General features: G+C 65.9%; 14 protein-coding genes and 1 other RNA gene. 9 read left to right on the top strand and 6 right to left on the bottom strand.

Features of this window, described 5'->3' with window-relative positions; genetic code table 11:
- Positions 1-101 precede the first annotated feature (101 nt).
- Positions 102-800, top strand: coding sequence for an aquaporin Z (aqpZ, locus tag K2O50_RS08225; RefSeq protein WP_050706595.1), 699 nt, complete (start codon positions 102-104; stop codon positions 798-800).
- A gap of 47 nt (positions 801-847) precedes the next feature.
- Here aqpZ and guaD read toward each other — a convergent pair whose 3' ends face one another.
- From guaD to xdhA, 4 genes are all read right to left on the bottom strand, one after another.
- Positions 848-2,152 (bottom strand): guanine deaminase, encoded by a 1,305-nt coding sequence (guaD, locus tag K2O50_RS08230; RefSeq protein WP_050706594.1) that lies wholly within the window; start codon positions 2,150-2,152, stop codon positions 848-850.
- 10 nt (positions 2,153-2,162) lie between these two features.
- A complete protein-coding gene (gene xdhC, locus K2O50_RS08235; RefSeq protein ID WP_050706593.1) occupies positions 2,163-3,008 on the bottom strand; it encodes a xanthine dehydrogenase accessory protein XdhC in 846 nt (281 codons plus the stop codon).
- Positions 3,009-3,160: 152 nt separating this feature from the next.
- Positions 3,161-5,560, bottom strand: a complete 2,400-nt coding sequence (gene xdhB / locus K2O50_RS08240; protein ID WP_050706592.1) for a xanthine dehydrogenase molybdopterin binding subunit — start codon at positions 5,558-5,560, stop codon at positions 3,161-3,163.
- Positions 5,553-7,007, bottom strand: a complete 1,455-nt coding sequence (xdhA, locus tag K2O50_RS08245; protein ID WP_050706591.1) for a xanthine dehydrogenase small subunit — start codon at positions 7,005-7,007, stop codon at positions 5,553-5,555. Before xdhA ends, xdhB begins: the two co-directional genes overlap by 8 nt.
- A gap of 272 nt (positions 7,008-7,279) precedes the next feature.
- Here xdhA and K2O50_RS08250 point away from each other — a divergent pair, with 272 nt between their 5' ends.
- From K2O50_RS08250 to K2O50_RS08280, 7 genes are all read left to right on the top strand, one after another.
- Entirely contained in the window at positions 7,280-7,939 is a 660-nt protein-coding gene (locus tag K2O50_RS08250) for a GntR family transcriptional regulator (RefSeq protein ID WP_050706590.1), read from the top strand.
- Positions 7,940-7,942: 3 nt separating this feature from the next.
- Positions 7,943-11,431, top strand: coding sequence for a chromosome segregation protein SMC (smc, locus tag K2O50_RS08255; RefSeq protein ID WP_220689986.1), 3,489 nt, complete (start codon positions 7,943-7,945; stop codon positions 11,429-11,431).
- A gap of 348 nt (positions 11,432-11,779) precedes the next feature.
- Positions 11,780-12,670 (top strand): cell division protein ZipA, encoded by an 891-nt coding sequence (gene zipA, locus K2O50_RS08260; RefSeq protein WP_050706588.1) that lies wholly within the window; start codon positions 11,780-11,782, stop codon positions 12,668-12,670.
- A gap of 288 nt (positions 12,671-12,958) precedes the next feature.
- Entirely contained in the window at positions 12,959-15,301 is a 2,343-nt protein-coding gene (ligA, locus tag K2O50_RS08265) for an NAD-dependent DNA ligase LigA (protein ID WP_050706587.1), read from the top strand.
- Positions 15,302-15,489: 188 nt separating this feature from the next.
- Positions 15,490-15,586: signal recognition particle sRNA small type (gene ffs, locus K2O50_RS08270), an RNA gene on the top strand.
- A 163-nt stretch (positions 15,587-15,749) separates the two neighbouring features.
- A complete protein-coding gene (locus tag K2O50_RS08275) occupies positions 15,750-16,145 on the top strand; it encodes a hypothetical protein (RefSeq protein ID WP_050706586.1) in 396 nt (131 codons plus the stop codon).
- A gap of 23 nt (positions 16,146-16,168) precedes the next feature.
- Positions 16,169-18,118, top strand: coding sequence for a hypothetical protein (locus K2O50_RS08280; protein ID WP_050706585.1), 1,950 nt, complete (start codon positions 16,169-16,171; stop codon positions 18,116-18,118).
- Positions 18,119-18,148: 30 nt separating this feature from the next.
- Here K2O50_RS08280 and K2O50_RS08285 read toward each other — a convergent pair whose 3' ends face one another.
- Positions 18,149-18,553, bottom strand: a complete 405-nt coding sequence (locus K2O50_RS08285) for a helix-turn-helix domain-containing protein (RefSeq protein ID WP_050706584.1) — start codon at positions 18,551-18,553, stop codon at positions 18,149-18,151.
- A gap of 84 nt (positions 18,554-18,637) precedes the next feature.
- Between K2O50_RS08285 and K2O50_RS08290 the strand changes: the two genes are divergently transcribed.
- Positions 18,638-19,144: a DUF2938 domain-containing protein gene (locus K2O50_RS08290; RefSeq protein WP_050706602.1), complete on the top strand. Its 507-nt coding sequence runs from the start codon at positions 18,638-18,640 to the stop codon at positions 19,142-19,144.
- Between the two features lie 358 nt (positions 19,145-19,502).
- Here the strand turns inward: K2O50_RS08290 and K2O50_RS08295 are convergent, their stop codons facing one another.
- Positions 19,503-20,261 (bottom strand): ABC transporter substrate-binding protein, encoded by a 759-nt coding sequence (locus K2O50_RS08295; protein ID WP_050706583.1) that lies wholly within the window; start codon positions 20,259-20,261, stop codon positions 19,503-19,505.
- Positions 20,262-20,301 lie beyond the last annotated feature (40 nt).

Genomic DNA, 20,301 nt, shown 5'->3' on the forward strand with positions numbered 1-20,301 from the left:
CTGGCCACCGGCCAAAGCTCTGCTAGATTTCTCTTCAGCAAACCTTCATCAAGCAGTTGGGCTTGCGCAGTCGTTGCGTCCAATTACTTGAGGAATGCTCCATGAGTTCGTCCCTGGGTGTGCGCATGGGTGCCGAGTTGGTCGGCACGTTCTGGTTGGTCCTCGGCGGGTGCGGCAGCGCGGTGCTGGCCGCAAGCTCCCCGGTCGGCATCGGTGTCCTCGGTGTCGCCTTCGCCTTCGGCCTGACGGTCCTGACCATGGCTTTCGCCATCGGTCATATCTCCGGTTGTCATCTCAACCCCGCCGTGTCGTTCGGCCTAGTGGTGGGCGGGCGCTTCCCGGCCAAAGAGTTGCTGCCCTATGTGATCGCCCAGGTGATCGGCGCGATCCTCGCCGCGGCGGTGATCTACTTCATCGCCAGTGGCAAGGCCGGTTTCGAGCTGGCCAACGGCTTGGCATCGAACGGCTACGGCGAGCACTCGCCCGGCGGCTACACCTTGGCGGCAGGCTTCACCAGCGAAGTGGTGATGACCGCGATGTTCCTGGTGATCATCATGGGCGCCACGGACGCACGGGCACCGGCGGGGTTCGCGCCGATCGCCATCGGCCTGGCGCTGACCTTGATTCACCTGATCTCGATCCCGGTGACCAATACTTCGGTGAACCCGGCGCGCAGCACGGGGCCGGCGTTGTTCGTCGGTGGCTGGGCCGTGCAGCAGCTGTGGCTGTTCTGGGTGGCACCGCTGATCGGCGCGGCGATTGGCGGGGCTTTGTACCGCGGGTTGGCGAAGCAGCCCTAGCCGCTTATCGCGGGGCAAGCCCGCTCCCACGGAGCCCCGCGATCTTGTCAGCGCTGGTGCACGCAACGCCCGGCGGCGTAGGTCTCGCGTACGGTGCGGTCGTCGCCCAGGGTGGTGAGCACGAACAAGGTCTCCTCGATGTTCTTCGACTGCTGCAGACGGTAGTCCAGCAGCGGCGTGGCCTTGTAGTCGAGCACCACGAAGTCGGCGTCATTGCCCGGGCGCAGGCTGCCGATGCGGTCGTCCAGGCGCAGGGCGCGGGCGCCGCCGAGGGTGGCCAGGTACAGCGACTTGTACGGGTGCAGGCGCGCGCCTTGCAACTGCATCACCTTGTATGCCTCGTTCAAGGTATTGAGCAGCGAGAAACTGGTGCCGGCGCCGACGTCGGTGCCCAAGCCCACGTTGACCTTGAAACGCTCGGCCTGGGGCAGGTTGAACAGGCCGCTGCCCAGGAACAGGTTGGAGGTCGGGCAGAAGGCGATGGCCGAGCCGGTCTCGGCCAGGCGCTGGCACTCGTCGTCGCACAGGTGCACGCCGTGGGCGAACACCGAGCGCTCGCCGAGCAGCTCGAAATGGTCGTAGACGTCCAGGTAGCCTTTCTGCTCGGGGAACAGCGACTTGACCCAGTCGATCTCCTTGAGGTTCTCCGACAGGTGGGTGTGCATGTACACGCCCGGGTGCTCCTTGAGCAACTGGCCGGCCACGCTCAACTGCTCCGGCGTGCTGGTCGGCGCGAAGCGCGGGGTGACCGCGTAGTGCAGGCGGCCCTTGCCGTGCCAGCGCTCGATCAGCGCCTTGCTGTCGCGGTAGCTGGATTCGGCGGTGTCGGTCAGGTAGTCGGGGGCGTTGCGGTCCATCATCACCTTGCCGGCGATCATGCGCAGGTCGAGGCGCTCGGCCTCCTCGAACAGGGCATTGACCGACTCCGGGTGCACGCTGCCGAACACCAGGGCGGTGGTGGTGCCGTTGCGCAGCAGCTCCTTGAGGAAGATCTTCGCCACCTGGTCGGCGTGGGCCTTGTCGGCGAACTGCTTCTCGCAGGGGAAGGTGTAGGTGTTCAGCCAGTCCAGCAGTTGCTCGCCGTAGGAGCCGATCATGCCGGTCTGCGGGAAGTGGATGTGGGTGTCGATGAAGCCCGGGGTGATCAGGGCGTCCTGGTAGTGCTGCACCGGGATGTCGGCGTCGAGGGTCGGCAGCAGCTCGCTGGCATGGCCCAGGGCGCTGATGCGGCCGTTGTCGACCACCAGCAGGCCATCTCCATAGTATTCGCAGGACGCCTCCAGGCCGACTTCGGCAGGATCGGCGATGCTGTGCAGGATGGCGGCTCGGTAGGCTTTGCGGGTTGCGCTCATGGGGCTCTCGTCAAAGTGTCTGGCTGCGTCGCGAGGATGGCAGCAACTGGGCGATGGGGCCTGAGTTGGCGGCAGCGTCGTGCTGGCCGAAGCAGGCGTTGTAGGTGGCAATGATCTCGGCGGCGATGGACACGGCGATCTCGATCGGCAGCTTGCCCTTGACCTCGGCCAGGCCCATCGGGCAGCGCATTCGCGCCATCAGGGCGTCGTCGAAACCGCGCTCGCGCAGGCGGTGCTCGAACTTGACGCGCTTGGTCTTCGAGCCGATCAGGCCGAACCAGGTGAAATCGTTGCGCTTGAGGATCGCGGCGGTCAGTTCCAGGTCCAGCTGGTGATTGTGGGTCATGACGATGCAGTAGCTGCCGGCGGGCAGGTCGGCGACTTCGTCGACCGGCTCTTCGCTGACGATCCGGCTCACCCCGTTGGGGATGACGTCGGGGAACTCCTGCTCGCGCGAGTCGATCCAGCGCACCCGGCAGGGCAGCGCGGCGAGCAAGGGTACCAGAGCGCGGCCGACATGGCCCGCGCCGAATACCGCGATCTCGGCCTGCACGCCGGTCATCGGCTCGAACAGCAGCACGGTGGCGCCGCCGCAGCACTGACCGAGGCTGGCGCCAAGGCTGAAGCGCTCCAGGTGTGGGGTGCTGCGGTGTTCCTCGAGCATCTGCCGGGCAATGTGCAGGGCCTTGAATTCCAGGTGGCCGCCGCCGATGGTGTCGTACAACGCGCTGGCGCTGACCACCATTTTCGAGCCGGCGTTGCGCGGCGTGGAGCCGCGTTCCTCGATGATGGTCACCAGGACGCAGGGTTCGCCGCGGGCTTGATGGTCGGCGAGGGCGTTGATCCATTGGTGCATGTCTTCAATCCTCCTCTGTCCCCAGTGTAGGAGCGGCCTTGTGCCGCGAAAGGGCTGCGTAGCAGCCCCAAAATCTTCATTGCGGCACAGATCCAGGGGCCGCTGCGCGACCCTTTCGCGGCACAAGGCCGCTCCTACACAGTGGCGCGGCGTCAGTGCGTCACCGGTTCCAATTCCTGTTCGGCAGGCTGCTGCGCAGCCACCGCCTTGCGCATCTGTTCGCACCCCCACAGCACCCGCTCCGGCGTCGACGGCGCGTCGATGTTCGGCTGCACGCGGTAGTCGGCGATGCTCGCCACCGCGTCCTTGATCGCGCACCAGGCGGCGATGCCGAGCATGAACGGCGGCTCGCCCACGGCCTTGGAATGGAACACCGTGTCCTCGGGGTTCTTGCGGTTCTCCACCAGCTTGACGCGCATGTCGATCGGCATGTCGGCCACCGCCGGAATCTTGTAGCTGGCCGGGCCGTTGGTCATCAGCTTGCCCTTGGCGTTCCACACCAGCTCCTCGGTGGTCAGCCAGCCCATGCCCTGGACGAAGCCGCCCTCGACCTGGCCGATATCGATGGCCGGGTTCAGCGAGTCGCCGACGTCGTGCAGGATGTCGGCGCGCAGCATCTTGTACTCGCCGGTCAGGGTGTCGACGATCACTTCCACACAGGCGGCGCCGAAGGCGAAGTAGTAGAACGGCCGGCCACGGGCCTGGGAGCGGTCGTAGAAGATCTTCGGCGTGCGGTAGAAACCGGTGGTCGACAGCGACACCTGGGCGAAGTAGGCCTGCTGCACCAGTTGCTCGAAGCTGACGATCTGGTCGCGCACGCGCACATGGCCGTTGCGGAACTCGACGTCTTCCTCGGTGACGTTGTAGTGCCGGGCAGCGAACTCGGTCAGACGCTTCTTGAGGATCTCGGCGGCATTCTGCGCTGCCTTGCCGTTCAGGTCGGCGCCGCTGGAGGCGGCGGTCGGCGAGGTGTTGGGTACCTTGTCGGTGTTGGTGGCGGTGATCTGGATACGGTTGAAGTCGACCTGGAACACCTGGGCCACCACCTGGGCCACCTTGGTGTTCAGGCCCTGGCCCATCTCGGTGCCGCCGTGGTTGAGGTGGATGCTGCCGTCGGTGTAGATGTGGATCAAGGCACCGGCCTGGTTGAGGAAGGTGGCGGTGAACGAGATGCCGAACTTCACCGGGGTCAGTGCCAGGCCCTTTTTCAGTACCGGGCTGTTGGCGTTGAAGCGGCGGATCGATTCGCGGCGCTCGTGGTAGTCGCTGCTCGCCTCGATCTCGGCGGTCATCTCCTCGAGCATGTTGTGCTCGACGGTCTGGTAGTAGTGGGTGACGTTGCGCTCGGTCTTGCCGTAGTAGTTGGCCTTGCGCACCGCCAGCGGGTCCAGCGCCAGGTGGCGGGCGATATGGTCCATCACCTGTTCGATGGCAACCATGCCTTGCGGGCCGCCAAAGCCACGGTAGGCGGTGTTGGACGCGGTGTTGGTCTTGCAGCGGTGGCCGTGCACCGTGGCGTCGCCCAGGTAGTAGGCGTTGTCGGAGTGGAACATGGCGCGGTCGACGATCGAGCCGGACAGGTCAGGCGAGTAGCCGCAGTTGCCGGCCAGGTCGAAATTGATGCCGTGCAGGCGACCGCTGTCGTCGAAGCCGACGTCGTACTCGACGTAGAACGGGTGGCGCTTGCCGGTCATCATCATGTCTTCGACGCGGGGCAGGCGCATCTTGGTCGGCTGGCCGGTCAGGCGCGCGATCACCGCGCACAGGCAGGCGGGGCTGGCGGCCTGGGTTTCCTTGCCACCGAAACCACCGCCCATGCGGCGCATGTCGACGACGATCTTGTGCATCGGCACGTCGAGCACCTCGGCGACCAGCTTCTGCACCTCGGTGGGGTTCTGCGTGGAGCAGTAGACGATCATGCCGCCGTCTTCGCTGGGCATCACCGAGCTGATCTGGGTTTCCAGGTAGAAGTGCTCCTGGCCGCCGATGTGCAGGCTGCCCTGGATGCGGTGCGGGGCACTGGCCAGGGCCGCGTCCGAATCACCGCGCTTGTGGGTGTGGCTGTCGAGCACGAAGTGTTTCTTGCGCAGCGCCTCGACCACATCGAGCACCGGTTCCAGGTCCTCGTACTCGACGATGGCGGCCATGGCGGCGCGGCGGGCGGTGTCCAGGTCGCGGGCGGCCACGGCGAGCACCGGTTGGCCGAAGAACTCGACCTTGTCGATGGCCAGCAGCGGGTCGCCGGCCACCACCGGGCCGATGTCCTTGAGCCCCGGGATGTCTTCGTGGGTGATGGCGATGCGTACGCCTTCGAACTGGTAGCAGGGCGTGGTGTCGATGCGCAGGATGCGCGCATGGGCGCGGTCTGCGGTGCGCGCATAGACGTGCAGCTGGTTGGGGAATTCCAGGCGGTCATCGATGTACACCGCCTCGCCCGCCACGTGTTTGTCGGCGCTGTCGTGCTTGAGGCTGCGGCCGACCCCGGTGGTCAGGTCCTGGCTGAACAGTGCGGCCATCTCGGCCTGGCTCTTGACGGCGTGATGGTTAGACATAGGCGGTCACCCGGGTTTCGATGTGCGGCGTTTGCAGTTCGATGAAGTACTTGCGCAGCAGGTTCTGCGCGGTCAGCAGGCGGTACTCGCGGCTGGCGCGGAAGTCGCTGAGCGGGGTGAAGTCCTCGGCCAGGGCCTGGCAGGCGCGCTCGACGCTGGCCTGGTTCCACGGCTTGCCGCGTAGCGCGGCCTCGCAGGCGCGGGCGCGTTTGGGGATCGCCGCCATGCCGCCGAAGGCGATGCGCACGCCGCTGACCGCGCCGTTCTCGATGCTCAGGTTGAACGCCGCGCACACGGCGGAGATATCGTCGTCCAGGCGCTTGGACACTTTATAGGCGCGGAACGCCCAGTCGTTGCTCGCGCGTGGCACGATGATCTTCTCGATGAACTCGCTGTCCTGGCGCGCCGTGATGCGGTAGTCGATGAAGTAGTCTTCCAGGGCCAGGGTGCGCTGGCGCTCACCCTGGCGCAGGACGATCTGCGCGTCCAGGGCGATCAGCAGGGGCGGCGAGTCGCCGATCGGCGAGGCGTTGCCGATGTTGCCGCCCAGGGTGCCCTGGTTGCGGATCTGCAGCGAGGCGAAGCGGTGCAGCAGGTCGCCGAAGTCGGGGTATTCCTCGTTGAGCGCGGTGTAGCAGTCGGTCAGCGGGGTGGCGGCGCCGATCTCCAGGTGGGTGGCGGTCTTGTCGATGCGCTTGAGCTCGGCGACATGGCCGACGTAGATCATCACCGGCAGGGTGCGGTGGAACTGGGTGACCTCCAGCGCCAGGTCGGTGCCGCCGGCCAGCAGACGCGCCTCGGGGTGCGAGCTGTAGAGGTCGGCCAGGTCGGCCACGGTCAGCGGCACCAGGCAGCGCTTGTCGCCGCTGTTGAGCTCGCCGGTCTGTTGCGGGGCGATGGCCTTGAGGCGGGCGATGGTCTGCGCCTGCTGGGCGTCGAACTGGTCGCGGCAGGGGCGGGCGCAGCTCTGCTCGGCGGCTTCGAGGATCGGCCGGTAGCCGGTGCAGCGGCACAGGTTGCCGGCCAGGGCCTCCTGGGCCTGGTGCAGGTCGTGGCCCTCGCTGTTCTTCTGCAGGGCGAACAGCGACATGACGAAACCGGGGGTGCAGAAGCCGCACTGCGAACCATGGCAGTCGGCCATGGCTTTCTGCACGCTGTGCAGCTCGCCCTGGTGTTTGAGGCCCTCGACGCTGATCAGCTGCTTGCCGTGCAGGGAGGACACGAACGTCAGGCACGAGTTGAGGCTGCGGTAGCGGATAGTGTCGCAGCCCTGGTCGTCCTCGACGAGTTCGCCGACGACCACGGTGCAGGCGCCGCAGTCGCCGCTGGCGCAGCCTTCCTTGGTGCCGGGTTTGCCCAGGTGCTCACGCAGGTATTGCAGCACCGTCATGTTCGGGTCCAGGGCGTGCTCGCTGCGCAGCTCCTGGTTGACGAGAAACTGGATCACGGGGGAGGGCCTCGCAATGGTTTTATTGTTGTTCGGGCGGACTCTAAGCAACGCTTGACCCTGAGGTCAATAATTTTCTGACTCAAAGGTCAAGATTTCGCCCAGAGGCCTTCCGAACCGCTTCATCGAGCCTTTCTCCAAGCATAGTTCGCGCCGAGTGGGAAAGTTGACCCGCCAGTCGCACAAAGCGCGTCGCGCCGCTGCGCGGGCACGGGACAAGTGCGCTACAATCGCGCCCTTGTGCACAGCTACCCAGATCGCGAAGGAAAACCATGACGTTCAAGGCGCCGGACAGCCTCTCCGAGCAAATTGCCCACTACCTGGCCGAGCGGATCATCCGCGGCGAACTCGCACCCGGCGAGCGCATCCAGGAGCAGAAGGTCACCCAGGCCCTCAACGTCAGCCGTGGCTCGGTGCGCGAGGCGCTGCTCATCCTCGAACGCCGCCACCTGGTGGCGATCCTGCCGCGCCGCGGCGCCCATGTGACCGAGCTGGACGAGAACAGCGTGCGCAGCCTGTGTACCCTGATGGGCGAGTTCTACATCCTGCTGGGCAACGCCGTTGCCCAACATTGGCGCAGCGACAGCGACCTGCGCCCGTTCCTGGACATCCAGCAGCGCCTCAAGCAGGCCCACGCCGCCAAGGACATCAAGGCCTTCGTCGGCGACAGCTTCGCGGTGATGCGCGCCGCCTATCCGTTCGCCAACAACCCGTACCTGCAGGAAACCGTCGAGAACCTGCAGCCGGCCATGAGCCGTGCCTACTACCTGGCCCTGGACCAGCGTCAGGCCAACATGGTCGATTACCTGGAGCTGTTCGCCCGCCTGCTCGAAGCCGTGGTCGCCCGCGACCTGCCGCGCATCCGCGAGGTGCTCACCGCCTATTGCCAGCGCAGTTGCGAACTGGTGCTGGCGGCGCTGGCGCGGGTCTGATCGATGCGCCTGAAGTGCATCCGCCTGGCCGGGTTCAAGTCCTTCGTCGACCCGACCACGGTCAACTTCCCCAGCAACATGGCGGCCGTGGTCGGCCCCAATGGCTGCGGCAAGTCCAACATCATCGACGCGGTGCGCTGGGTGATGGGCGAAAGCTCGGCCAAGAACCTGCGCGGCGAGTCGATGACCGATGTCATCTTCAACGGCTCCACCAGCCGCAAGCCGGTCAGCCAGGCCAGCATCGAGCTGGTGTTCGACAACAGCGACAACTCTCTGGTCGGCGAGTACGCCGCCTACGCCGAGATCTCGATCCGTCGCAAGGTCACCCGCGACGGGCAGAACACCTATTACCTCAACGGCACCAAGTGCCGGCGCCGTGATATTACCGATATCTTCCTCGGCACGGGCCTGGGGCCGCGCAGCTACTCGATCATCGAACAGGGCATGATCTCCAAGCTGATCGAGGCCAAGCCCGAGGAGCTGCGCAACTTCATCGAGGAGGCGGCAGGCATCTCCAAGTACAAGGAGCGCCGCCGCGAGACCGAGAACCGCATCCGCCGCACCCAGGAGAACCTGGCGCGCCTGACCGACCTGCGTGAAGAGCTGGAACGCCAGCTCGAGCGCCTGCACCGCCAGGCCCAGGCCGCCGAGAAGTACCGCGAGTACAAGGCCGAGGAACGCCAGCTCAAGGCGCGCCTGGCGGCCTTGCGCTGGCGCGACCTGGATCAGCGGGTGCGCCAGCGCGAGACGGTCATCGGCGACCAGGAGATCGCCTTCGAGGCCCTGGTGGCCGAGCAGCGCAACGCCGATGCCAGCATCGAGCGCCTGCGCGACGGCCATCATGAGCTGTCCGAACGCTTCAACCAGGTGCAGGGCCGCTTTTATTCGGTGGCCGGCGATATCGCCCGGGTCGAGCAGAGCATCCAGCACGGCCAGCAACGCCTGCGTCAGTTGCAGGACGACCTCAAGGAGGCTGAACGCAGCCGTCTGGAAACCGAATCGCACCTGGGGCACGACCGCACCTTGCTGGCGACCCTGGGTGAAGAGCTGGCGATGCTCGAGCCCGAGCAGGAACTGACCCTGGCCGCGGCCGAGGAGGCCGCCGCGACCCTGGAGGAGGCCGAGCTGGGCATGCACGGCTGGCAGGAACAGTGGGACAGCTTCAACACCCGCTCCGCCGAGCCGCGCCGCCAGGCCGAAGTGCAGCAGGCGCGCCTGGCGCAGCTGGAGGCCAGCCTGGAACGCCTGGCCGAGCGCCAGCGCAAGCTGGGCGAAGAGCGCGACCAGCTCGGCGGCGATTCGCAAGATACCGAGACCAGCGACCTGGACGAGCAGGTGGCCAGCAGCGAGTTGCTGCTTGAGGAACTCCAGCTGCAAGAGCGGCAAGTGGTCGAGCAGTTGGACGCGTTGCGCGAGCAAATGCAGCAGGCCACTCAGGCGCAGCAACAGCAGCAGGGTGACCTGCAGCGCCTGGGCGGGCGCCTGGCGTCCCTCGAAGCCTTGCAGCAGGCCGCGCTGGAGCCAGGTGTCGGGGCCGCCGACTGGCTGCGCGCCCAGGGCCTGGAACAGCGCCCACGACTGGCCGAGGGGCTGCGGGTCGAACCCGGCTGGGAACTGGCAGTGGAAACAGTGCTGGGCGCCGACCTGCAGGCGGTGCTGCTGGATGATTTCGCCGGCCTGGAATTCGCCGCGCTTGAGCAGGGCGAACTGCGCCTGCTGATGGCGGGGGGAGGGGGCGCGACCGTCGCCGGCAGCCTGCTCGACAAGGTCGAAGGAAGCGTCGACCTGTCGCCCTGGCTGGGCCAGGTCATGCCGGTGGACACCCTGGAACAGGCCCTGGCCCGGCGGGCCTCGCTGGGCGCTGGGCAGAGCCTGGTCAGCCGCGACGGCTACTGGGTCGGGCGGCACTTCCTGCGGGTCAGCCGCGGTGGTGAGGCCCAGGGTGGCGTACTGGCCCGTGGCCAGGAGATCGAGCGGCTGGGGCAGGAGCAGCTGGAGCAGGAGGCCTTGCTCGAACAGCTCGACGAGCAGTTGCAACGCCTGCGCGAGCAGCAGCTCGACCTGGAGGAGCAGCGCGAGCAGTTGCGCCGTCGCAGCCAGGACGAAAGCCGCCAGCACGGCGAGCTCAATGCACGCCTGTCCGCCGGCCGCGCTCGTGCCGAGCAGTTGGAGCTGCGCCGCCGCCGCCTGCAGGAAGAGCTGACCGAACTGCAGGAGCAGCGCGCCCTGGAGCACGAGCAACTGGGCGAGGCGCGCCTGTTGCTGCAGGAAGCCCTGGAACTGATGGCCCAGGACACCGAACAGCGCGAGCTGCTGATGGCGCGCCGCGACACCCTGCGCGAAGGCCTCGACCGCATCCGCCAGGAAGCCCGCCAGCACAAGGATCACGCCCACCAGCTGGCCGTGCGCCTGGGCTCGCTGCGCGCCCAGCACGACTCGACCCGCCAGGCCCTCGAACGCCTGGAACAGCAGGCCGCACGTCTGAGCGAGCGCCAGGAACAGTTGAACCTGAACCTGGAGGAGGGCGAGGCACCACTGGAAGAATTGCGCCTCAAGCTCGAGGAGCTGCTGGAACGACGCATGAGCGTCGACGAGGAAATGCGCCAGGCGCGCCTGCACATGGACGAGGCCGACCGTGAGCTGCGCGATGCCGAACGGCGCCGCACCCAGGCCGAGCAGCAGTCGCAATTGCTGCGCGGCCAGCTGGAACAGCAGCGCCTGGAGTCCCAGGGGCTGGACGTGCGACGCAAGACCTTGCAGGAACAACTGCTCGCCGACGGCTACGATCTTCAGGGCGTGCTCGCCACGCTCGAGGTCGATGCCAGCGAGCAGGGCACCGAGCAGGCGCTGGAGCAGCTCGAGGCGCGGATCCAGCGCCTGGGCGCGATCAACCTGGCGGCCATCGAGGAATATGAACAGCAGTCCGAGCGCAAGCGTTACCTGGACGCCCAGGACGCCGACCTGGTCGAGGCGCTGGAGACCCTGGAAAACGTCATCCGCAAGATCGACAAGGAAACCCGCAATCGCTTCAAGGATACCTTTGATCAGATAAATGCCGGATTACAGGCACTTTTCCCAAAAGTTTTCGGTGGCGGCAGCGCTTATCTGGAACTGACGGGCGAAGATCTACTCGATACAGGGGTGACGATCATGGCGCGCCCGCCGGGCAAGAAGAACAGCACCATCCATCTGCTGTCCGGCGGCGAGAAGGCACTCACGGCCCTGGCCCTGGTGTTCGCCATCTTCAAGCTGAACCCGGCGCCGTTCTGCATGCTCGACGAGGTCGACGCGCCGCTGGACGACGCCAACGTCGGGCGCTATGCCCGTCTGGTGAAGGAAATGAGCGAGACCGTGCAGTTCATCTACATCACCCACAACAAGATCGCCATGGAAATGGCCGACCAGCTGATGGGGGTGACCATGCATGAGCCGGGCTGTTCACGTCTTGTAGCAGTCGATGTGGAAGAGGCGATGGCCATGGTCGATGCCTAGGGTCTGTACGAAATGTGTCTGCGCGAAGGTCAGACAAGGCGAAACGGGGGGAGGAAGCGGAGTGTACTGGAGTACATGAGCATTCCGAGCCCCGTTTCAACGCAGTATGGGCGAGTGCAGATACATTTCGGACAGAGCCTAAGGGGTAAAGAAAGGGTGTGAACGTGTAGGCAAAAGCCTCAGCAGACGCGACAGACGGTGTAAAGTTGCCTTTGGTCGTGCTAGCTTAATGTCACTTGTTTTTTGCGTGGGTAAAACGCCTGTCAGAACATAGAGTTGGCGCCACGTGTTAAAGGCCTTTGAAGCCTTTGTTTTCAAGCATATTTTTTTATAGAGGCACGGGATTACATGGAAATCGGTCTGCGCGAGTGGCTGATCGTCATCGGCATCATTGTCATCGCCGGTATTCTTTTCGACGGCTGGCGCCGCATGCGCGGCGGCAAGGGCAAGTTGAAGTTCCGTCTGGACCGTAGCTACGCCAACGCCCCGGACGACGACAGCGGCAGCGCCGAGGTGCTCGGCCCTGCGCGTGTGCTGGAAACCCATAAAGAGCCCGAGCTGGACGAGTCCGACCTGCCGTCGGTGAGCGCCCCTGCGCGCGAACGGGAGCGCGAGCGCGAACCCAAGCCGGCCAAGGCCAAGCGCGGCAAGCGCAACCACAGCGAGCCGCAGCAGGGTGACCTGAACCTGGCCGCCGAGCCCCGTGAGCCCGACCTGTTCGAGGGTGGCGACGACGATTTCGCCGCCGACAACACCCGCGCCAACGGTTTCACCGCGCCGAGCACGCCGGCCAAGGAGCTGCCTCCGGCCGAGGAAGTGCTGGTGATCAGCGTGATTTCCCGTGACGAGGGTGGCTTCAAGGGCCCGGCACTGCTGCAGAACATCCTCGAAAGCGGCCTGCGCTTCGGCGAGATGGACATCTTCCACCGTCACGAGAGCATGGCCGGTCACGGCGAAGTGCTGTTCTCCATGGCCAACGCGGTCAAGCCCGGCGTGTTCGACCTGGACGACATCGACCACTTCAGCACCCGTGCGGTGAGCTTCTTCCTCGGTCTGCCTGGCCCGCGTCATCCCAAGCAGGCCTTTGACGTGATGGTGGCCGCCGCCCGCAAGCTGGCCCACGAGCTCAACGGTGAACTCAAGGACGACCAGCGCAGCGTGCTGACCGCCCAGACCATCGAGCACTACCGCCAGCGCATCGTCGAGTTCGAGCGCCGCGCCCTGACCCAGAAACGCTGATGTGTACGAGCGGGTGGATCCAGCCTCGATCCGCGCCGCGATGATTCAAGCAAAAGAGCAGCCAGGGGCTTAATGCCAGTCAGTTAAGCCAATTGGGGTCGCTGCGCGACCCTTCGCGGGTAAACCCGCTCCCACAGGTACAGCGCTCGATTCAGCGTTTGCGCGATCCTGTGGGAGCGGGTTTACCCGCGAAGGGCTGCAAAGCAGCCCCAATAAGTGCGATGAAGCGCTAACTGACTGGCATTAAGCCAGGGGCTGCTCTTTTGCTTTGCAAGAGAAGACGACCCCATGAACGCCGAATCCCGAATCCATGCCCTGCGCGCCGAACTTGACCAGCACAACTACCGCTACTACGTGCTCGACGAACCCAGCGTGCCCGATGCCGAGTACGACCGCCTGTTCAACGAGCTCAAGGCACTGGAGGCCGAGCACCCGCACCTGGTGACCCCGGACTCGCCGACCCAGCGCGTCGGTGGCACGGCGTTGGCGGCGTTCAGCCAGGTCCGTCACGAAGTGCCCATGCTCAGCCTGGGCAACGCCTTCGAGGAAGACGACCTGCGCGATTTCGGTCGCCGCGTGGTGGAGGGCCTGGATCTGCCGGGCGGCGAACAGGCGGCGGTGGACTACAGCTGCGAGCCGAAGCTCGACGGCCTGGCGGTGAGCCTGCTGTACCGTGATGGCCAATTGGTGCAGGGCGCCACCCGCGGCGACGGCACCACCGGCGAGGACATCAGCGCCAACGTGCGCACGGTGCGCAACATCCCGCTCAAGCTGCAGGGCGAGGGCTGGCCGGCGGTGCTGGAGGTGCGTGGCGAGGTGTACATGAGCAAGGCCGGTTTCGACCGGCTCAACGCCGCCCAGGCCGAGGCCGGCGGCAAGACTTTCGCCAACCCGCGCAACGCCGCGGCCGGCAGTCTGCGCCAGCTGGACTCGAAGATCACCGCCAGCCGCCCGCTGGAGTTCTGCTGCTATGGCGTCGGCCAGGTGTCGGAAGCCTTTGGCGACAGTCATATCGGCATCCTCGAGAAGCTCAAGACCTGGGGGCTGCCGATCAGCCGCGAGCTGCGCCATGCCTCCGGTATCGATGAGTGCCTGGCCTACTACCGCGATATCGGCGCCCGCCGCAACGGCCTGCCCTATGAAATCGATGGCGTGGTGTTCAAGGTCAACAGCCTGGCCTCCCAGCGTGAACTGGGCTTCCGCGCCCGTGAGCCGCGCTGGGCGATCGCCCACAAGTTCCCGGCCATGGAAGAGCTCACCGAGGTGCTCGACGTCGAGTTCCAGGTCGGGCGCACCGGCGCCGTGACTCCGGTGGCGCGGCTCAAGCCGGTCAAGGTGGCCGGCGTGACCGTGTCCAACGCCACCCTGCACAACATGGACGAGATCGCCCGGCTGGGCCTGCGCATCGGCGACACGGTGATCATTCGCCGCGCCGGCGATGTGATCCCTCAGGTGATGCAGGTGGTGCTCGACCGCCGTCCGCAGGACGCCCGGCCGGTCGAGGTGCCCACGCAGTGCCCGGTGTGCGGCTCGCAGGTCGAGCGCACCCAGCTGGTCAAGCGCAGCAAGGGCAAGGAAACCACCAGCGAAGGCGCGGTGTACCGCTGCGTGGGGCGCCTGAGCTGCGCCGCCCAGCTCAAGCAGGCGATCATCCACTACGTGTCGCGCCGGGCCATGGACATCGACGGCCTGGGCGAGAAGAGCGTCGAGCAGCTGGTCGACGAGAACCTGATCCGCTCGCCGGCCGATCTCTACCACCTGACCTTCGACCAGGTGGTGGCGCTGGAAGGCTTTGCCGAGGTGTCGAGCAACAAGTTGCTGGCTGCTATCGAGGCGAGCAAGCGCCCGAGCCTGGCGCGCTTCATCTATGCGCTGGGCATCCCCGATGTCGGCGAGGAGACCGCCAAGGTGCTGGCCCGCTCCCTGGGCAGCCTGGCGCGGGTGCAGGTGGCGTTGCCGCAGGTGCTGACCTACCTGCCGGATATCGGCCTGGAAGTCGCCCACGAGATCCACAACTTCTTCGAGGACGCGCACAACCGCGAAGTCATCGCGCAGTTGCTGGCCTGCGGCATGCAGTTGCAGGACGAGGGTGAGCTGGCCGCCGAGTTCGCCGCCAGCACCACGCTGGCCGGCATGCTCGCCAAGCTCGACATCCCTTCGGTCGGGCCGACCGGTGCCGAGAAGCTGGTAGACAAGCTGGGCACCCTGGACAAGATCATCGCCGCCGATGGCATCGACTTGCGCCAGGCCCTGAATACCAAGGCCGCTGACAGCGTGCGCGAGTTCTTCAAGGTCGAGGCCAACCAGCAGCTGGCCCGTGCCATCGAAGCCCAGTTGCTGGAATTCGGCATGCACTGGTCGTGCGAGAAGAAGTCCGCCGAGGGATTGCCGCTGGCCGGCCAGACCTGGGTGCTGACCGGCACCCTGGAGCGCATGAGCCGCGATATCGCCAAGGAGAAGCTGGAAAGCCTGGGGGCCAAGGTGGCGGGTTCCGTGTCCGGCAAGACCCACTGCGTGGTCGCCGGCCCCGGCGCTGGCTCCAAGCTGGCCAAGGCCGCCGAGCTGGGCGTTGAGGTGATGGACGAGGAGGCGTTCGTGGGCTTCCTGGCGGAGCGTGGTATCAGCGTCTGAACCCGCAGGCCTTATCGCGGGGCAAGCCCGCTCCCACGGGTGATGATGCGTGGGAGCGGGCTTGCCCCGCGATAGTTTTGCCACAAGTCCTTGAGAAATGATGGTTTTTTCACGATCAAAGGTTGTAACTTCGCCCCGGCGCTGTACAATGGCGCGGCTCGTCAGCTGACGAGCCGTCGTGGTGGCCCCATCGGTCCCCCCGCATTGATTACCCGTTAACCTGGTCAGGCCCGGAAGGGAGCAGCCATAGCGGGAACATCGAGTGCCGGGGTGTGGCTGGTGGGGCCGCCTCCATTTTGGGCGCAGGGATTTTCCGGCGTACCTGTCAGGCGTCACCCATCAGACGCGTTTCTTTACACCCTCGCACTGTTTTCCGCCTGCACGATTCCGCGCAGCGCCTTATCATGCATCCCATCGTGTCAGCACATTCGGCCAGGAGATAGCGACCGTGGAACATGTCGACGACCTCACCCGCCAGAAGATCCGCGAGTGGCAGCTGCGCCGCCTGGAAATCAAGGACCAGATGGCCGCCAGCCCCGAGCGTGTGCTGGAGCTGTCGCAGGTGCTCGACCAGATGGAAGAAGAGCATGAGCGCATCCTCGAGGCAGCGGTCGTGCCGGTGGCAGCAACGGCTGACGCGGCGGCCTTCGAGCTGCAGGTGCAGGTGTCGGCGCACTCGGTGCGTGACTTGCGCAAGCTGCTGGAACTGGCCCTGCATGAGCTCGATGGCGTACTCGACGCACCGCAGGCGGGTGTCAGCTATCCCGGCGACATGGCCGGGTCGTTGGGGGCCTACCGCTTCGAACTGGTGGTGGGGCAGGCCGCTGAATCCGACAAACCTTGAGTGATCCCCGGACCCGTACCGACATGCAGCCCGAGCACTTCGACTTTTCCCATCCGGTGTACCTGCCGGTCAGCGCAGAGGTATGCCAGGCCTTGCTGCAGGCCGAGGGCGCGCCTGCGCTCGATGCCTTGGGCGACCCTGAGCTGGCGGCCGTGCTGGTGATCCAGAACCTGGCCCAGGCACCGGGCCAGGTCGATGCGCGGGCGGCGGAAAAGGTGCTCGGCAAGCTGTTGGCGTGGGCGGTCGATGGCAGGCACTCGCCTGGCGTGGACTTGCTGTCCGAGGCCCGTCGGCTGTTCGATGCGCGCAAGCTCTATTTCGGCCTCGAGGTGATCAAGGGTTCCAAGCTGCGCCTGCTCGATGCCGAACAAGTGCAGGCGCGGGAGTACCTGCTGGCGGACGGCAAGTGGGATTTCGACTACCGCATTCGCCTGCATCACAGTGACAACCCGTTCAGCCAGCGGGTGACCACCGGCTTCGACACCGAGCGCTGGCTGACCGTCGAGCAGGACAAGCTGCTCAAGGTCATCCAGGCCAATCTCGATGAGGACATCCATGTGCAGGGCTATGCCGGGATAGGCAAGAGCTACCTGCTCGGCGCGCTGATGGAATGCCTGCCCCGTGGCCGGGTGCTGGCCCTGGCGCGCACGCCGGCCAAGCTCGGTACCCTGCGTCGGCGCATGGGGCTGGATACCCAGGCCAAGGTCGGCATGACCTTCGGCCAGTTCGCCCGGGCCCTGCTCAAGGATACCCGGCCGGTTCCCGCCCGGACGGCACAGCGCGGTCCTGGCAAGCGCCGGCTGGCCGAAGAGCTGGGGATCGTCGGGCTGCGCCAGTACGACGCCGAGCACGCCCTGGATATCTGCCTGGAAGTGCTGCGCAACTATTGCGAGTCGCGGGACTACAGCCTGTCCAGCCGCCACCTGCCGCATTTTCGCCAGGCGCTGTCCGGCCTCGATGCCCAGGTGCTGCTCGAGTACGCCAGCCGCCTGTGGCGCTACCTGGAGGCGCAGCCGACCTGGGGCGCGCAGACCGGGTTCGAGGCGTTGCTGCTGCTCAAACGTGCCAGCCTGGGCGGTTGCAGCGTGCCCGGGCGTTTCAGCCACGTGATCATCGACGAAAGCCAGGACGTGCCGGCCTCGTTGCTGCAGGTAATCGAGCGTGGCCGCCAGGTGCTGATCACCCTGGGTGACGAATACCAGAAGGCCACCGGCGAGGTGGTCAGGCGCGAGCGTCAGGTACGGCAGAAGGACATGGCCTTCGCCGTGCGCTCCGGGCCCAAGGTGGAGCGCCTGATCAACCCGTTGATCGGTGTGCACTCGAAAAAATCCAAGGTCGCGTTCGAGGCGGCGCGGCATGTCGATGTCGGCATCGAGCACTTCCCCGAAGGTTTTGTCCCGCCCGAGGGCTGCGTGGTGCTGACCGCCTCGCGCTGGGACACGATGCGCTGGGCGATGGAGATGGCCGAGTCCAACTGCCTGCTGAACTTCCCCGACTGGCCGGACATGCGGCGCTTCATGGTTACCGCGATTGGCCTGTTCAGGGCGGGGTTCTACGCGCCGGGGCAGGACGCCGAAGGGCCGCATGGGTATTTCGCGCACCTGCTCGACTGGCAGCAGGTGCGCGAGTCCGAGCGCTTCGATGCCGCGTTCCAGTGGGTCGAGGCGCGGCTGGAGGCGGGTTTCAAGCTTGCCGACCTGACCGGTCTGGATGCGCGCGTCGCCACGCAGCCCGCCAGTCTCACGCTGTTGATGGCCGAGGAGGCCGGTGGCCTGGAGTTCGATCAGGTGCTGTTGACGCCGGAGCTGATGACCACCCAGCGCTTCAAGGACGCCTACGCCTTCGATGCGCGGATCTGCGCGGTATACATCGCCCTGTCGCGGGCGCGTCGGCAGTTGTACCTGCCCTATGACGTGGAAGAGTGGATCAACTACCACAAGGGCCAGCCGTTCCGCGAGTTGCACGGCTACTGAGCCCGCTGTCGTACTTTGGGCTGGCGGGCCTCATCGCGGGGCAGGGCGACTCCCGCGCTTGCCCTTGCTGGCTGACACCTGCATCAATCGCTGGAAAGTCGGGCATTGCAGGTGGTTCTCCTCGGGGCACACTGCCGCATGCCGCAGCCCTTTGCTCATCGCCTGCAGGCGCTTGATCCTCTGCTCGATCTCGTCGGCCTTGGCCAGCAGCAGCGCTCGATCGACCCGTTGCTCGTCCAGCATCGCCGCCACTTCGTCCAGCGAAAAGCCCGCCGCCTGGCCCAGGGCGATCAGGGCCAGGCGTTCTGGCGTATCCGCCGGAAATTGCCGGCGCTGGCCATGGCCGGCGAGCGATGTGAGCAGGCCCTTGTTCGCGTAGTAACGCAATGTCGACGCCGGCACTCCGGTGCGCCTGGCGACATCGGCAATGTCCATCGCGGCTCCCTTGACTTGAAGTTGACTTCAACTTGCATGCTGCTCGGCATCGATCTTTCCGTCAATCTGCCAAGGGCTTTCGACATGAGCGTTACTTCTCTCGCATTTTCCATTTTGCTTGTCGGCATCGGCGCCACCCTGGTCATGGACCTGTGGACCCTGCTGCTCAGGCGCCTGGGCATCACCACCCTGAACTACGCGATGGTCGGGCGCTGGGTTGGCCACCTGTTCGCGGGGCGCTGGCGGCATGCGGCAATCGGCAAGGCCGCGTCGGTGAGGGGGGAGCTGGCGTGGGGCTGGTTGCTCCATTACGCCACGGGGCTGGTGTTTGCGGCGCTGCTGGTGGCTATTGCAGGGGAGGGGTGGTTGCTGGCGCCGGTCCTGTGGCCCGCGTTGCTGTTCGGGGTGGTCTCGGTGCTGGTGCCGTTGTGTGTGGTGCAGCCCGCGTTTGGGGCGGGGTATTTTGCCACCCGTACCCCGACACCGCTCAGGAGCGGCCTGCGTAGCTTGGCCACGCATGGGGTGTTCGGTTTTGGGTTGTTCCTGAGTGCGGTAGTGTTGGGAGGGGTTCGGGGAGGGCTGACAGGTTAAACAGGTGTGTTTGGACCAATGGAGCCTGCATCATGCTTGTCTTGGGTGAGGGCCTCCAGGTGTCCGCCACAACCCCTGCAGCGCCTGTCAGATCGAGCGCCGCCCGCGCGGCGCATCGCGGGACAAGCCCGCTCCTACATTTGTTGCAACGTGCCGAACCTGTTAGGCCATGGTTGTCCGCCTTGGTGCCTGTCTTGAGACAGGTGAAGCGGCTGTGGTGCACACGCTGGAACCGTGTCGGACGAACAAGGCGGACCAGGTAATGGCACAGGATTGACTGGCCCGAAACAGATGTAGGAGCGGGCTTGTCCCGCGATGCGCCGCGCGGGCGGCGCTCGATCTGATAGGCGCCACAACTCTAGCGTCGAGCACTTTGAAAGACCTGGTCATCGGTATACCGCTCGACAATCCGCTGCATCTCCCCGGACTCCTTGATCCGCACCAGCGCCCTGAGCACACCTTGGGTCGGTAGTTGGGGATCGTTGCGCACCATGCAGCCCAGCGCTTGCTCTTCCAGCACGGCCAAGGCCTGCAGGCGTTGCCCTGGCGGCAGGGAGCGGTTGTACCACTGCAATGACAGCTGGTTGCTGATCGCGTGGCGAAAGCGTCCGGCCTGGAGCTTCTGCAGGGCCAGTAGCTGGTTGCGGCTGTCCTCGCGCTGCAGGCGGTCCTGGCTGAACAGGGGTTCCAGGGTGGGGTAGGTGTAGCCGAGCACGGTGCCGATGGCCTGGGGCGACAGTGCTTCCGGGCGGGTGGGCCCGCTGTCGCCGGGGCGGCCAATCAGCAGGTCGCGCTGTTCGATGATGGGGATGCTCCACAGGTAGTCGCCCGGCCGGTCGGTCAGCCACTGGGTGGAGACATAGCAGCGCACGTCGATTTCACCGGCCTGCATCGCCTCCTGCAGGCGCAGGCGAGCCATCACGTGGTACTGCGGGCGGGCGTCGGTCTCCCGGGCAATGGCCTGCATCAGCTCGAAAAGGATGCCTTCCACCGGTTGCTGGTCCTCGGTGCGCATCAACGGCATGCTCCAGCTTTCGGCGACGGAAAAGCGCAGCACCGGCGGTTGCGCCAGGCCGTGGGTGGTCCACAGCAACAGGATGGCCAGGACTCGCCGCACGCCTCATCCTCCCTGATCCGCCGCCGGTGTGCCCGTTACT

Source organism: Pseudomonas sp. 2hn, assembly GCF_019646095.1.
Taxonomy (GTDB): Bacteria; Pseudomonadota; Gammaproteobacteria; order Pseudomonadales; family Pseudomonadaceae; genus Aquipseudomonas; species Aquipseudomonas peradeniyensis.

Bases quoted from the DNA above. Each gene is read 5' to 3' on its own strand.
- xdhB (WP_050706592.1), bottom strand. From the start codon at position 5,560: ATGTCTAACCATCACGCCGTCAAGAGCCAGGCCGAGATGGCCGCACTG.
- smc (WP_220689986.1), top strand. From the start codon at position 7,943: ATGCGCCTGAAGTGCATCCGCCTGGCCGGGTTCAAGTCCTTCGTCGAC.
- K2O50_RS08280 (WP_050706585.1), top strand. From the start codon at position 16,169: ATGCAGCCCGAGCACTTCGACTTTTCCCATCCGGTGTACCTGCCGGTC.
- xdhC (WP_050706593.1), bottom strand. From the start codon at position 3,008: ATGCACCAATGGATCAACGCCCTCGCCGACCATCAAGCCCGCGGCGAA.
- K2O50_RS08290 (WP_050706602.1), top strand. From the start codon at position 18,638: ATGAGCGTTACTTCTCTCGCATTTTCCATTTTGCTTGTCGGCATCGGC.
- K2O50_RS08285 (WP_050706584.1), bottom strand. From the start codon at position 18,553: ATGGACATTGCCGATGTCGCCAGGCGCACCGGAGTGCCGGCGTCGACA.
- K2O50_RS08250 (WP_050706590.1), top strand. From the start codon at position 7,280: ATGACGTTCAAGGCGCCGGACAGCCTCTCCGAGCAAATTGCCCACTAC.
- guaD (WP_050706594.1), bottom strand. From the start codon at position 2,152: ATGAGCGCAACCCGCAAAGCCTACCGAGCCGCCATCCTGCACAGCATC.
- zipA (WP_050706588.1), top strand. From the start codon at position 11,780: ATGGAAATCGGTCTGCGCGAGTGGCTGATCGTCATCGGCATCATTGTC.
- aqpZ (WP_050706595.1), top strand. From the start codon at position 102: ATGAGTTCGTCCCTGGGTGTGCGCATGGGTGCCGAGTTGGTCGGCACG.
- ligA (WP_050706587.1), top strand. From the start codon at position 12,959: ATGAACGCCGAATCCCGAATCCATGCCCTGCGCGCCGAACTTGACCAG.